The organism is Nocardia altamirensis NBRC 108246 (assembly GCF_001612685.1).
Taxonomy (GTDB): Bacteria; Actinomycetota; Actinomycetes; order Mycobacteriales; family Mycobacteriaceae; genus Nocardia; species Nocardia altamirensis.
Map to the genome: position 1 here is coordinate 1 of NZ_BDAY01000102.1, position 13,368 is coordinate 13,368.

The 13,368-nt window shown below is 66.2% G+C and carries 15 protein-coding genes and 1 tRNA gene; 5 read left to right on the forward strand and 11 right to left on the reverse strand.

Annotated elements, in window-relative coordinates; genetic code table 11:
• Positions 1–388: 388 nt before the first annotated feature.
• Positions 389–655 carry a hypothetical protein gene (locus NA11_RS46905; protein ID WP_069167034.1) on the forward strand — a complete coding sequence of 89 codons (267 nt, stop codon included), beginning with the start codon at positions 389–391 and terminating at the stop codon, positions 653–655.
• On the forward strand, positions 652–945 hold the full coding sequence (locus NA11_RS46910; RefSeq protein ID WP_069167035.1) for a cytochrome P450: 294 nt from the start codon (positions 652–654) through the stop codon (positions 943–945). Before NA11_RS46905 ends, NA11_RS46910 begins: the two co-directional genes overlap by 4 nt.
• A gap of 175 nt (positions 946–1,120) precedes the next feature.
• Here the strand turns inward: NA11_RS46910 and NA11_RS38530 are convergent.
• Positions 1,121–1,194: transfer RNA gene (locus tag NA11_RS38530), tRNA-Pro, on the reverse strand.
• 214 nt (positions 1,195–1,408) lie between these two features.
• Between NA11_RS38530 and NA11_RS38535 the strand changes: the two genes are divergently transcribed.
• Positions 1,409–2,143: a GAF and ANTAR domain-containing protein gene (locus NA11_RS38535; protein ID WP_069167036.1), complete on the forward strand. Its 735-nt coding sequence runs from the start codon at positions 1,409–1,411 to the stop codon at positions 2,141–2,143.
• A gap of 2 nt (positions 2,144–2,145) precedes the next feature.
• On the opposite strand, the gene NA11_RS38540 is transcribed toward NA11_RS38535, so the two are convergent.
• The 5 genes from NA11_RS38540 to NA11_RS38560 all read right to left on the reverse strand — a co-directional run bounded on the left by NA11_RS38540 (position 2,146) and on the right by NA11_RS38560 (position 5,554).
• Complete coding sequence (locus tag NA11_RS38540) at positions 2,146–2,865, reverse strand: PAS and ANTAR domain-containing protein (protein ID WP_245746519.1); 720 nt, start codon at positions 2,863–2,865, stop codon at positions 2,146–2,148.
• 141 nt (positions 2,866–3,006) lie between these two features.
• A complete protein-coding gene (locus tag NA11_RS38545) occupies positions 3,007–3,288 on the reverse strand; it encodes a hypothetical protein (RefSeq protein WP_069167037.1) in 282 nt (93 codons plus the stop codon).
• 5 nt (positions 3,289–3,293) lie between these two features.
• The gene (locus NA11_RS38550) at positions 3,294–3,944 is read right to left on the reverse strand and encodes a class I SAM-dependent methyltransferase (RefSeq protein ID WP_069167038.1); all 651 of its coding nucleotides are present in this window, start codon (positions 3,942–3,944) and stop codon (positions 3,294–3,296) included.
• A gap of 90 nt (positions 3,945–4,034) precedes the next feature.
• On the reverse strand, positions 4,035–4,640 hold the full coding sequence (locus NA11_RS38555) for a VOC family protein (protein WP_069167066.1): 606 nt from the start codon (positions 4,638–4,640) through the stop codon (positions 4,035–4,037).
• A gap of 14 nt (positions 4,641–4,654) precedes the next feature.
• Positions 4,655–5,554 carry a LysR family transcriptional regulator gene (locus tag NA11_RS38560; RefSeq protein ID WP_069167039.1) on the reverse strand — a complete coding sequence of 300 codons (900 nt, stop codon included), beginning with the start codon at positions 5,552–5,554 and terminating at the stop codon, positions 4,655–4,657.
• Positions 5,555–5,625: 71 nt separating this feature from the next.
• Between NA11_RS38560 and dapA the strand changes: the two genes are divergently transcribed.
• Together dapA and NA11_RS38570 are read left to right on the forward strand one after the other, a co-directional pair.
• Positions 5,626–6,504 carry a 4-hydroxy-tetrahydrodipicolinate synthase gene (gene dapA / locus NA11_RS38565; RefSeq protein WP_069167040.1) on the forward strand — a complete coding sequence of 293 codons (879 nt, stop codon included), beginning with the start codon at positions 5,626–5,628 and terminating at the stop codon, positions 6,502–6,504.
• A 52-nt stretch (positions 6,505–6,556) separates the two neighbouring features.
• Entirely contained in the window at positions 6,557–8,092 is a 1,536-nt protein-coding gene (locus NA11_RS38570; protein ID WP_084655455.1) for a DHA2 family efflux MFS transporter permease subunit, read from the forward strand.
• Positions 8,093–8,267: 175 nt separating this feature from the next.
• Here NA11_RS38570 and NA11_RS38575 read toward each other — a convergent pair whose 3' ends face one another.
• The 5 genes from NA11_RS38575 to NA11_RS38595 form a co-directional block, all read right to left on the reverse strand.
• Positions 8,268–9,200, reverse strand: a complete 933-nt coding sequence (locus NA11_RS38575; protein ID WP_069167067.1) for a D-alanyl-D-alanine carboxypeptidase family protein — start codon at positions 9,198–9,200, stop codon at positions 8,268–8,270.
• A gap of 125 nt (positions 9,201–9,325) precedes the next feature.
• Positions 9,326–10,081: a DUF6193 family natural product biosynthesis protein gene (locus NA11_RS44380; RefSeq protein ID WP_141718085.1), complete on the reverse strand. Its 756-nt coding sequence runs from the start codon at positions 10,079–10,081 to the stop codon at positions 9,326–9,328.
• A gap of 79 nt (positions 10,082–10,160) precedes the next feature.
• Entirely contained in the window at positions 10,161–11,819 is a 1,659-nt protein-coding gene (locus tag NA11_RS38585; RefSeq protein ID WP_069167042.1) for an FAD-dependent oxidoreductase, read from the reverse strand.
• A gap of 157 nt (positions 11,820–11,976) precedes the next feature.
• Positions 11,977–12,762, reverse strand: coding sequence for an alpha/beta fold hydrolase (locus tag NA11_RS38590; RefSeq protein WP_069167043.1), 786 nt, complete (start codon positions 12,760–12,762; stop codon positions 11,977–11,979).
• Between the two features lie 17 nt (positions 12,763–12,779).
• Positions 12,780–13,346, reverse strand: coding sequence for a TetR/AcrR family transcriptional regulator (locus NA11_RS38595; RefSeq protein ID WP_069167069.1), 567 nt, complete (start codon positions 13,344–13,346; stop codon positions 12,780–12,782).
• Positions 13,347–13,368: the final 22 nt, after the last annotated feature.

Here is a 13,368-nt window from a genome sequence, read left to right on the forward strand (position 1 = left end):
GACGGGCGAACCCTTGTGCAGTTGTGCTATTCGCTGGCCGTTGATCTTGTCGGTGAGTTCGGCGTGGCAGACGCATGCGTCCTTCGCCCCGACGGATACCTGAGCCTTGAACATGTCCTAGCCACGAAACGGCCGATGTTTCAGCAGTGGGCCGAAGCCGAACGGCTTATCCGGCCGAGCTAGCCTCCGCGAGGTGCAACCCGGGTAGAACCTGATCCTTGGGGGCAAGCAGTTGCGGTGGTGCGTGTTTCGGAACACGCTTGAGGTGACACCTGTCGGGGTTTGGCGGCGGCGCCGGGTGGTGAGCCGTGCTCGCTGCAGGAGATGGCAGCAGCGATCCGCGAGTTCGTCGACGCGTCTTCGAAGCGCCCGATGTTTGATCTCAGCCTTGATCGCCGCAGATAGTGCAGGAGAACGACTCTCGGACGTCGAGCTGGTGTCGACGGTGTTCTTGATCCTGGTGGCCTGCCACGAGATCACGGTCAACCTCGTCGCCAACGTCGCACTTGCCATCGCCGACGGCACTGTGTCCGCACGCCGTGCTCTGGAATCTCCCGAGCGCCTAGTGGAAGAGACGCTGCCCGACACAATGGACCGGTCAATGTTGCGACTCTGCGCTACGCGGCTGAGGACATACCAGTCGGATCTCACGTGATCGGCCGTGGCGAAGTCGTGCTCATCGCCTTGGCGGCCGCTGATCGAGATGAAAAGCGGTTCGCCGAGGCCGATGTCTTCGACCTCGGTCGTGAAGCGCGCGGTCATCTCGCGTTCGGTGGCGGCATTCACCAGTGTCTGGGTGCAGGGCTGGCGCGAATGGAGGGAACCATCGCGATCGAGCAACTGCTCACCCGCTTTCCCGGAATCAGGCTGGCTGAACCGTCGGGGAGATGGCGGGCGAGCATCCTCATTCGTGGCCTGGACCGCCTGATCGTCACACTGGACTGACCACACGCTTGTCCAATAGGTGTCGCGGTTAACGACGCCTGTCACCGGTCCTCAGGCTACCTCGAGCGGCTGGCTCGTATGGGTCAGGCCGATTGGTCCCCAAATGGTCCCAAGCTCCGGATCATCAAGTAACGACGAAACCCCTCCGACCGAGGTCAGGAGGGGTTTCTCTGTGTCGGGCTGACAGGATTTGAACCTGCGACCACCTGACCCCCAGTCAGGTGCGCTACCAAGCTGCGCCACAGCCCGTGGTGCGCCCGGTTTCGGGCGCTCGAAGAGATTACCTCAGCGAAGCCCAAGGCAGCGAATCGCCTGGTAAACGGCGTGGCGCGGGGGTGAAATGTGGTCCGCCGCATGGGTTGTGGCAAGGGGGTGACGTGGGTGACTGGTTGGTGGCGGGCAGTGGGGGCATTACCGCAACTACGGGAATTGCCGGGGTGGCCCGGTGGACGGAGGGAGCGGTATGAGTCGGGAGCGGCGACTGGTTGCGGCGTTTGTCCAGGTGGCGGATTCGCTGGTGGACGAGTACGACCCGCTGGACGTCGTCCAGGAGCTACTGGATCGGGCGGTGGATCTGCTGCCGGTCGATACCGGGGCGGTGTTGTTGGCGGGCCAGGACGGCGCGTTGCGGGTGTTGGCTTCGACGAGTGAGGCGACCCGGTGGTTGGAGTTGTTGCAGATCCAGGTGCAGGACGGGCCGTGTGTGCAGGCGTATGAGACCAGTGGGTCGGTAATTGTCGAGGATTTGGCGGTTGCGGAGGCGCGTTGGCCACTGTTCGCGAAGCAGGCTTTGGTGGAGGGGTTTCGGTCGGTGTACGCGTTGCCGCTGCGGTTGCGCAGGGATCGGGTTGGCGCGCTGAATCTGTTCAGTTCCGGCGAGGAGCATTTGAGCGAGGACGACCTGCTGGTCGGGCAGGCGTTGGCCGATATCGCGAGTATCGCGATCGTGCAGGCCAGGCTGCTCGCCGACCACAGGGCGGTCAACGGTCAGTTGCAGTCGGCGCTGCAGAGCCGGATTGTGATCGAGCAGGCGAAAGGGGTCCTCGCCGCGCAGGGTGATCTTGATCCGGAGGCGGCGTTCGAGGCGTTGCGCGGGTATGCCCGGCGCACCCGGGGGCGGTTGCACGAGCTGGCTCGTGCGGTGGTCGACCGCACCATCGACACGAGCCAGATCTTGAACAATCATCGTCCGCGCTGAGCTCACAGCCGTTCGTGCACGGTCAGCAGCAGGTGGTCGAAGCGGGTGCGCAGTTCGACCATCGGCGCGTCCATGGTGGCGATTTCGGCGACGAGCTGGGTGGCGAGCGCGCGCAGTTTGACGCCAGTCTCTTGGGAGCGCCAGATGAGCACCCGGAACGCCTGCTCTTCACTGATCCCGTAGACCAGCATGACCGCGCCTTTGGCCTGTTCGATGGCGGCGCGCGAGTTGTACAGCTCGGGGAGTGCGCCGTCGAGGGTGAGTCTGCGGTCTTCGGCGAGCGTCTCGGTGATGTCGACGTAGTAGCCGGTGGTGCCGATCACGGCGCCGTTGCCGTCGAGCATGTCGTCGCCGACGACGAGGATGTGCCGTACGCGGCCCGCGGTGTCGAGGATGCGGTGCCTGCTGCAGAACGGTTCGCCGGTCTCGACGGTGCGAGCAATGGTGTTCGCGACTTGTTCGCGGTCATCTGGATGTTTGTGCGAGAGCAGGAGTTCGGTGGTCGGCCGTACGGTTCCGGGTTGGTAGCCGTGGATGAGCGCGACTTCGTCGGACCATTCCCAGCGCTGATCCGCGAGCCAGAAACGGAATGTTCCTGCGGTTTGCGGGCTGCCCGCGCCGAGCACGCCCTCGACGGTGGCCCCGACTATGCCGATGTCCGCCCCTGCGGTGTCGCCGCCTTCTCCGCGTGCGGCGTCCGAAACATCAACAGACTGATCCAACGACCTGCCCCTTCCCATTCGACCGAAATACTCGTCAAGTTGGTCGGCTGGCGGGGGCTTGGGCAGCGCGTCCGGTCGAAAGATTACCTGGGGGCGGCGACAGCTCGCTGCCGAGATCGGGTGACTGTTCGTCGGTCGAGATCAGATGTACCAGTGCGCGGTGCGCGCGGCGTCATAGATCGGGTCGAATATCGCGGTGTGCCGCATGTGGGCGGTGTCGAGCAGGCGGTCGTCGATGCCGAGCCGCCGCAGCGTCGGCCAGGCGACGGTGTCGCGGAAGTGGTAGTGCCGCCGTTGAATTCGGCTGATCTGTGTCTCCACGCGAGTGTGGAAGCGGATGCGCCAGGCCCAGGCGGCAGGGATGGGCGCGGGCAGGCGTTCGACGCGTGCCCCGAGACGCTGCGACGGGACCGGTTGCGGCATAACGGTTATCCGCGCCGAGCGACGGTCAGGATGTCGGGCACGAGCTGGTCGGGGATCGGCCTGCGCACCGGGCGTTGCTCGGTGATGCGGAAGCCTGCGGCTTCTACGAGTGTCCGCATCTCGTCGGGCGGCGGGAAGTAGGCGAGGCCCTGCACCATCGTCGGTTGCAGCAATCGTGCGAATCGACTGCGCGGGTTGTTCAGCACGATCGCGAGAAGCCCACCGGGGGAGAGGATTCGATGGAATTCGGTGAGTGCGGGCGCATGGTCGAAGAAGTGGAACGCGTGGGTCGAGACGACCGCGTCGACCGCTCCGTCGTCGAGTCCGAGGTTCTCGGCTTGCCGGTTGATCCAGCGCACCTGGTCCGAGCGAGCCTGGGCCTGTCGCAGCATGCCGACGGAAGCGTCGCAGCCGTAGATGAGATCGGGTGCCAGCTCTTGCTGGATACGCGAGGCGAGAATCCCTGTGCCGCAACCGACATCGGCGATCCGTCGAATGCCCGCGATCCGCAGCTGTTCGATGATCTCGTCCTGCGGCGGCTGGTAGGCGACCCGCTGCAAGACGGGACTGTTGTACACGCGGGCGAGCTGGTTCCAGCCCTGGGTGACGAGGTTGTTGAGGGCGCGGGCGGGTGCGTGCGGCAAGGCGGCTGACATCGGTGTCCCTTTCGTGGGTCACCCAAGATTAAAGTGTCTGAGACAATTTAGGAAGATATCCGGTCGCCCCGACTATGCACTCGCGTGCGCTCAAAGCAGGGTGAGGCTGCCGTGTGGTCCGTCGAGCACGGCGATCAATCCCGGCCGAATGCCAGGCCGCACCCCGAGTTCGACCCACAGCGCCCGCAGCCGGGCAATCGTCGCCACCGGATCCGGATGCACAGCGTCGAGCGTTCGCAACCGCACCTGCGGCAGGCTTTCCGAGGGATGCGCGGTCGACCCCCAGTCGATGAGGAACGGCACCACATCGCGCGATCCGGTCAGCCGCCAACTCAGCGTCTGACCATCGGGCGCCTGCCTGGACATGTCGGCAATCGACCCGGGGTCGTACCCGACGGTGCGTGCCTCGGCAACGGTCGCGTCGATATCGCTGACCCGCACCGCCCAGGTCACCAGCCGCGGTTCTGTCACATAGTCGACCAGGAACGGCCGAGGTGCCCGCGGCGCAGGCTGATCGGCGTCGACCCCGATGATCTCCAGATAGCCACCGGCGCCGAGGCCGAGCAGAAAATTGCGGGTACCGCGGCCGACGTGTCGCCCGCCCTCGACCGGCGAGACCCCGAGCGCTCGCGTCACCATGGCCACCGTGGCGGGCAGGTCCGGCGTCGCCAACACGAGATGATCCAACTCGTTCACCACCGCCACCCTAGTCACGACAGTTGCTTTCCCGCACCATCATTCGTGCTACCGGCGACCGCGGCGACCAAGGCAACGCGGGCGGCTCGCACGGCGGGATGGTTTCCGGTGCCGCGCCGATACGCCAGGTGCGTCCGTCGCCGCGTCGGCAGCGCGGTGAGCGTGACCTCGGGCGGGCAGCTCAGCGCACCGAGCTCGGGCACGAGCGCCACCCCTTGCCCGGCCGCGACGAGCGCGAGCACGGTGCCGAAGTCGTCGGCATGATGGCGGATTCGCGGCATGAATCCGGCGGCCTGACAGGCGCGTACGGTCATCGTGTGGCACAGCGTGTCGGGAATCCCTGCGATCCAGGATGTTTCGCGATGCGCGGCCAACGGCTCGGCAGTCAACGCGGCCAGATAGATGGTCTCTTCGAGCAACGGCTCGGTGTCGAGCGCGTCATCCGGTTCGACCGGCACATAGTCGTATTCGTGCATCAGGGCCACATCCAACGTCCCCGCACGCAGCGCGGCGGGCACAGTCGCCGGATCCAGCTCGGTCACCATCAACTCGAGCCGAGGATGCTCCCGGCTCAACGTGACAAGCGCGGGCGAGAGAATCGTGTGTACCGCGGTGGGAAACGCGCCGATTCGTAGCGTCCCGGTGAGTTCGGTACGCGCGGTAGCCAACTCGCTGGCGGCCTGCTCGAGCACCGCGAGAATCGTCTCGGCGTGCGTGACGAGCGTCCGCGCCGCAGGCGTGAGCGCCACCCGCCGACCGGTCCGCTCGAGCAGCGGCACGCCTGCTTCCCGCTCCAGCGCGGTGAGCTGCTGAGATACCGCCGACGGCGTGTAGGCGAGTGCGTCGGCGACCGCCGCGATGGTCTCGCGATGCGCCAACTCGCGCAGCAGCCGCAACTTTCGAATATCGAGCATCAGCTCACCTTATGCTCGGCTGAAGAAATGTGAACTAGACCTGAAGCTTCAACTGGCTCAAGCTCGAACCCATGACGCTCACAGGCCTTTTCGTTCCCCTCGTCACGCCGTTCACCGCCGACGGCGCACTAGCGACCGACGCGCTGGTCGAGCTGGCCGAGTCGTCATTGGACGGCGGCGCGACCGGCCTGGTCGCGCTCGGCACCACCGCCGAAGCCGCGACGCTCACCGCGGCCGAGCGCGCACAGGTCGTCGAGATCTGCGCCCAGGTCTGCGCAGAACGCAACGCCGCCTTGATCGTCGGCGCGGGAACCAACTCGACGGCGGCCTCGCTCGACGCGGTCGCGGCACTCGGCCCGCAGGTCACCGCCGCACTCACGGTCGTCCCGTACTACACCCGACCGTCCGAAGCGGGCGTGCTCGCGCACTTCCGCAGTCTCGCGGCGACGAGCCCGGTGCCGCTGGTCATCTACAACATTCCCTACCGCACCGGCCGCACCCTGTCCGCCGACACCCTGCGTCAACTCGCCGACGAGCCGAACATCATCGGCGTCAAACACGCCGTCGGCAGCATCGACGACACCACCATCGAACTGATGCGCACCTGCCCACCCGATTTCGCGGTGCTGGCGGGCGACGACATCTACATCGCACCGCTGCTCGCCCTCGGCGCGGCGGGCGGCATCCTCGCCTCCGCGAACGTCGCCGCCGCGCCGTTCAGCGCCCTGGTCACCGCGTGGCGGGACGGCAAGCTCGACGAGGCACGTGACCTCGGCCATCGCCTCGCTGGACTGTCCTCGGCGTTGTTCGCCGAACCCAACCCCACCGTCATCAAGGCCGTCCTGGCGGCGCAGGGCCGGATCCCGAGCCCGGCGGTGCGCCTGCCACTGCTGCCAGCGACCGACGCTGCCACCGCGTCGGCCCTGGCTGCGTTTGCGTGCTTCCCATAATTGACAGGTCAATTCACTGGTGTTGGAGCCCGCGAGATGGAACGCTGAAGCGGTGACCCAACCTCCGGATAGCCAGGCAGTGCAGCCTGATCCGACCGACGACAAACTAGACGCGGCGGTCTTCAAGGTAGCGGGCGTGGTCGTGCTGGGCGCGATCATGTCGATTCTCGACATCACGGTCGTGAATATCGCCCTGCCCACCTTCCAACAAGAATTCGACACCAGCTACGCCATCGCGGCGTGGACCATCACCGGCTACACGCTGGCGCTGGCCACCGTCATCCCGCTCACCGGCTGGGCGGCGGATCGGTTCGGCACCAAACGGCTCTACATTGCCGCGCTGATCTTCTTCGTCCTCGGCTCGGCCCTGTGCGCCACCGCATGGAACATCGAGTCGCTCATCGTGTTCCGGGTGATCCAGGGCATCGGCGGCGGCATGCTGATGCCGCTCGGTATGACGATCATGACGCACGCGGCGGGTCCGCAGCGGGTCGGTCGGGTGATGGCGGTACTCGGCGTTCCCATGCTGCTCGGCCCCATCGGCGGCCCGATCCTCGGCGGCTGGCTGATCGAATTCCGCTGGGAATACATCTTTTTGATCAACGTGCCGATCGGCGCCATCGCGCTGATCTTCGCGTTCGTTGTGCTGCCTGCGGACAAGCCGGAGCCGTCGGAGTCGTTCGACTTCCTCGGGATGCTGCTCGCCTCACCGGGTCTGGCGTTGTTCCTCTACGGCGTCTCCTCGATCCCGGGTGAGGGCACGATCGCCGCGACAAAGGTGTTGCTGCCCGCGATCATCGGCATCGTGCTCATGGTCGCGTTCGTCTTCCACGCGCTGCGCACCGAACACCCGCTCATCGATCTGCGGCTGTTCCGCAACCGGGCACTGACCTTCGCGACCCTGACCATGGTGCTGTTCGCCATCGCGTTCTTCGGCGGCGCGCTGCTGCTGCCGACCTACCTGCAGCAGGTGCGTGGCGAGTCGGCGCTGGCGGCCGGATTGCTGCTGGTGCCACAGGGTTTGGGCGCGATGCTCACCATGCCGATCGCAGGCAGGCTGGTCGACAAGATCGGTCCAGGCAAGATCGTGCTGGTCGGCATCGTGCTGATCGCCGTCAGCACCATGTTCTTCACGCAGCTGACGGTGGACACCTCCTACCCGCTGATGTGCGCGGCGCTGTTCGTGATGGGCCTCGGCATGGGCTGCACGATGATGCCGATCATGACGGCGGCGATCCAGACGCTGAAGCACGCGCAGGTCGCCCGCGGTTCGACGTTGATGAACATCGTCAACCAGACCGCGGGTTCGATCGGCACCGCGATGATCTCCGTGGTGCTCACCAACCTGCTGAACAACCGCGAGTTCGCCAAGCCCGCGATCGTGGCGAACGCCAACCCGGAGTTCGCGAAGCAGCTGCCGCCCGGTGTGCTGGAGATCGGATTGCAGCAGGCGGCATCAGCATTCAGCAACACCTATGTCGTGGCAGTGGTGCTGACCGTGCTGACCTTGGTTCCTGCGGCGTTCCTGCCGCGCACGAAGCCGAAGAACCCGGAGACGGCGGACGCGATCACCGCGGTTCACGTGTAGCAACCGGTCCGGGATCGCCTTGTTCGTCGAGGCGATCCCGGACGGGGAGCGATCGCGGTAGCCCGAAACGGGGGAGCACGCTGTTCTCGAAGCGAGTCATCGCGCAGATGCGCCTGCGCGAAAGTCGAACCATCGGTACCGAACTCGCCTACCTCACCTACGAACTCGTCGCTGGCTAACCGATCGGTAGCGCGCTCAGGATCGGGTGATAGACCCAGTTCAGCATCCGCTCGGCGTCATTCGTCGCGGCGACGGCGCCGTGGGGTGAGCTGTGCAGCACCACGCCGATCAACGGGATTCCGGCCCTGACCGTATGGAACAGCAGGCAGGTTCCTGCGGCGTCGGTGTATCCGGTTTTGATGCCGGTGGTGCCCGGGTAGTCGTGCAGCAGCTGATTCGTTGTCGCCCAGTGGTGTTCGCGGTTCCCGGGGCCCGCGGGCAGGTGATAGCTGTCCTCGCCGACGATGTCACGGAACACCGGGTGGTTCATCGCGCGTAGGCCGAGGGTCACCAGGTCGGCGGGCGTGGAGTAGGTGGAGTTGTCGGTCGGCACCGGCAGTCCGCTCGGGTCGGTGAAATGTGTTCCCGCCAAGCCCATTTGACGCGCAGTGTCGTTCATTTTGGCGATGAAGTTGTTCTGGCCCGGCCCGTACGCCTCGGCGAGCGCATGGGCGGCGTCACAGCCGGACGGCAGCATCATCGCGTAGAGCAGCTGGCGCGCGGTGAGTACCTCACCGCCGACCAGGCCCGCGCCGCTGCCGCCGTACCTTGCGGAGTACGCGACACTTTCGTGCGGGACGGTGATAGCGCGGTCGAGGTCGCCCGCGTTGACCACGACCAGCGCCGTCATCACCTTCGTGATGCTGGCGATCGGCACCGAGGTGTTCGCCTGCCGCGACCACAGCACCGTGCCGGTGATGCCCTCCGCCAGCGCTGCCGCCGTCGCCTGCACGCCGTCCGGCTCCGGAGTCGTCCACGGCAACTGGATCCCGGGCAACTGGATCCCGGGCAACTGGCTTTGCGCGGGAGTGGCAGCGACACCCTGCCCGACCACCACAAGCAGCACCCCGGCAAGAACAGCCTGCAACAATCGGGCAAATGTCCGCATGGTCCACATTCTGCCGCGCCACCCCACCGATCACCGGGATTTCCTCCACCACAATTACCGGCACCCCGCCACCACGCCCTCGACGATGGCCCTCAATTGGGTTTCATCGTCGGGATCTCACTCGATCAACTCGACGTTTCTGTTGAATCAGGACTGTCGAGTTCCGCCGCGGTCGCGTCGACGGCTGGTCGGCAGTCGTTGGGGAGATGGTTCTCCACGAGGTCGACGGCCTCTGATGGTGTGCGCGTGTGTCCGATGTCAAGTTGGCGTCCGGGCCAGATGACCCGGTAGCTCCCGCCCCTGACGGGAACGACCGCAGGGAGGTCGCGGGTGAAAGGGAACCGGGTGCAACGACTCAGGTGCAATTCCTCGTGGCTGGTGTAGGGGAACAGCATCCGTAGCCGAGGCCGGGCATAAGCCGCCTCGATCAAGGCGTGGTCGATGTACGGTGACCGTGCCTCGCGGTACATTTTCCACTGGGTTTCGACGGGGTCGCCCCGTTCGTAGGCTTCGGCGAGTTCGTCGAACCGGATGAACGGCCGCGCCGCCTGCAGTTCGCGCAGGCGAGACCCTGCCTGCCAGCGGCCGATCGCGCCCGCCGAGGCGGCCAAGTCGGCAGTTTTGCCGCAGGCCATGCAGACGCCGCGCTCCCAGAATTCCATGATGAACCAGCGTTGTTGGCTGCCAGCGACGGTTGTCACGTGCCTGCGGTTGTCTCCGACCCGGGTTGCGCAATCCCACCAGCCGGGAGAGTTGGTCAGCGTTGCTGTCAGCGGGTATCCGGCGCGGTCGAGCTCGGCTTGCATTGCGGCCTGCAGGCTCCCGGCCTCCGCGACCTCAGGATAGAGATGCACGATGTGTTGCCGCGGTGGTCGAGGCATGACATCTATTCTGCCGGTGCGACGCCGACTTGCGTAGGGGCGCAGTGTGAATCGTCTCGATCGGACAACTTGTCCGATGCTATTCGCCGGCCGGGGGATTGTCGGGGCGGTCGAGGTATTGGTGGAGGAGGAAGACGGCCATGGCGCCGTCGCCGACGGCGGAGGCCACGCGTTTGATGGAGCCGCTGCGGACGTCGCCTGCGGCGAAGATGCCGGGGACGCTGGTTTCCAGTGGGAGGGGTTGGTAGTCGGGGGTGGCGGCATCGGCGCCGGTCAGGATGAAGCCGTGGTCGTCGAGTGCGACGCAGTCGCCGAGCCATGTGGTGCATGGTTCGGCGCCGATGAAGACGAACAGGGCACGCGTGTCGAGGGTGTGTGTAGTTCCGGTTGTGTTGTCGCGCACTGTGATTGCTTCGAGGGTGGCCGCACCGAGCAGCTCGTGCACCTCGGTGTTGGGCATGACCTCGATCCCTGGTGTCTGTTCGATCTGAGCGATCAGGTAGCGAGACATGCTCGCCGCTAGATCGCCTGCGCGGATCACCAACCGCACCTCGGTCGCGTACTGGGACAGGAACATTGCCGCCTGCCCGGCCGAGTTGCCGCCGCCGACCACCATGACCGGTGCATCGCGGCACGACTCGGCCTCCACGAGCGTTGCGGCGTAGTAGACGCTGGTTGGTTCGAAGTCGTCGAGTCGCGGCACGGCGAGCTTGCGGTATCGAGCGCCGGTGGCGATCAGTACCGCCCGGCTGGTCACTTCGGTGCCGTCGGAGATCCGCACCACGAAATCTCCGGACCGGGTTTCCAGCGCGGCGGCTTCGGCGGGGAGAGTGAGGGCGGCGCCGAACTTCCTGGCCTGCAGTTCGGCTCGTTCGGCGAGTGCCGCGCCGGAGATGCCGGACGGGAATCCGAGGTAGTTCTCGATTCTGGAAGACGTGCCCGCTTGGCCACCGATCGCGATCGAGTCGAGTACCAGTGTCGACAGACCTTCCGAGGCGCCGTAGACGGCGGCGCCGAGTCCCGCCGGACCCGCTCCGACAACGACCAGGTCGTAGCGCCGATCCGAATCGGTGGTGAGGTCGAGTCCGATGGCTCTGGCGAGCTCGGCAGTGCTCGGATTGCGTAAGACCAGGTTTCGGTCGCCGATCACCACCGGTGTCTGATCGGGCGGGATGCCGAGTTCGCGGAGCAGCGCCTCGGCCCTAGCGTCCTTTTCCAAGTCGAGCCAGCGATGCGGGATGTTGTTGCGGGTAGCGAATTCTCGTAGCCGCCGGGTGTCCGGTGCGTAGTTCGAGCCGATGATCTGTAGTCCGACACCGTGTCCGACCATGACCGCACGCCGAACCAGGTAGGCACCGAGCACCAGATCTCCGAATGTCGTGTCGCGCGAAACCAATTCGCGAAGCGTCCGGGCCGGCACGATCAGCACCTCGCCTGCCTCTTGGACCACGATGGAGACGAATGTGGCTTGTCCGGTCAGCACGCTCAGGTCGCCGAGGAAGCGCCCGGGGCCGAAGATGCTGATGACCCGCTGGGTGGCGCCGTCTCCCTCGAGCACTGCGACGGTGCCTGCGAGGACGACGGTGAAGTCGTAGCCGCGACCGCCCTGCCGATACAGCACTTCACCTGCCGAGGTCGTGTGTTGCTCGCCGTGCGGGCAGAGCATGCGAATCTGCGGCTCGCTCAACCGCGGATAGGCCCCGTAGCGGTCGGGGGTCTCCGGTTCCACCGCACCCATCGACAGCTTCTCCCTTGATTCGGTTGGAGCCTGTGGTCTCGGTACGTAGCGATGTAGCGCCGGGGTCGTCGCTCTCGGCCGGGTCCGACGATACTGGCTGCGCCTACGCTGCGGACGCTGGTCTGGTACGGCGGCGATTCATCACGAACTCGGCGAGCTACCCAGCTGTCTCGTCGAGGAAGCTCAGGACGAGTGGTCCTGCGACGGAACGGAATTCGTCGAAGTAGGCGTGGCGGGCACCGGGGATCAGGTGCATGCGGGCGTGCGGGATGCGCTCGGCGAGCAGGGGAGCGTTCGCGGCCGGATTGAACCGGTCCTCGGCGCCGTGCACGATCAGGGTCGCAGTGGTGATGTCCGGCAGCACATCCCACGCGTCGTGCTTGTTGCTCGCCATCAGATGGCGGCGCTTGGCATAGGCGGGCATGGCCGGATCGCCGAGCGTGTTGTACGGGCCGGTGGTGCGCGCCAGCCATTCAGGCGTGTACATCAGTTCCAGCAGTGCCTGTCTCGCTGCGGCCGGATCGGGTTGGATGAGCGATTGCCGGATGTCCGGACCGCGTTCGATGCTGTGCTTGCCGCCGGGCGACGTGCAGCCGAGCACGAGCGCACGCACTCGCTCCGGGTGTCGCGCGGCCAGCCACTGCGCGACCCGCCCGCCCATCGAGGTGCCGTACACCGCGGCCTGGTCGACGCCGAGATCGTCGAGCACCGCGATCACGTCGTCCGCGAAACCTGCTGTGCTGTACGGCTCGTCGGGCTTGTCGCTGTCGCCGGTGCCGCGCCAGTCGAGGGTGATGGTGCGATACCCGCCCTCGAAGTCCTCCCGGATCCCGTCCCACCAATGGTGATTGTTCGCCTGCCCGGCGAGCAGCACCAGCGGAACGCCCGCGCCCGCCGTCTGGTAGGTGAGTCGAACACCGTTGGCGGCCTTGGCATATGGCACAGGCTTCCTTCCTCTCGCTAGTGGTTCGGTGCGTGCGGCGCACGCAAACCGTCGAACACGAAGCCGAGACTCCGACGCCATGCGGGGGAGCCGGTCGTCTCGCCGAGCAGCGACAGCGCCCACACCAGGTGCACCACATCGTCGTCGGTGGCGTCGGCACGCAGCGCGCCCGCCTGGCGGGCGCGCTGGAGGAGTTCCGACAGGTTCGACATGCCGCGATGGCATGCCTGCGTGACCTGGGCGGCGGCCGGATGATCGCCGGTGAATGCCTCGAGCAGCCCGCGGTCGGCGGTCATCTGTCCGAGCAACTCCTCGATGAACCCGCACAGCGCCACCCACGCGTCCGGCTCGGCGGCCGCGCGAGCGGCGAAGTCGTCCATCGCGGCCAGCCGGGCGGGCAGCAATGCGTCGATCAGCGCGTCCCGGTGCGGGAAGTGGTTGTAGAGCGTGCCGATGCTGACCCCGGCCCGGCGCGCGATCTCCTCCAGCGATCCATCGAGCCCCTGCTCGGTGAATACACCGGCGGCCTCCCGCAACAGCTTCTCGCGATTGCGGGCCGCGTCGCGGCGCAACGGTTTGGTCATGCTGACCATCTTACAAAAGTCG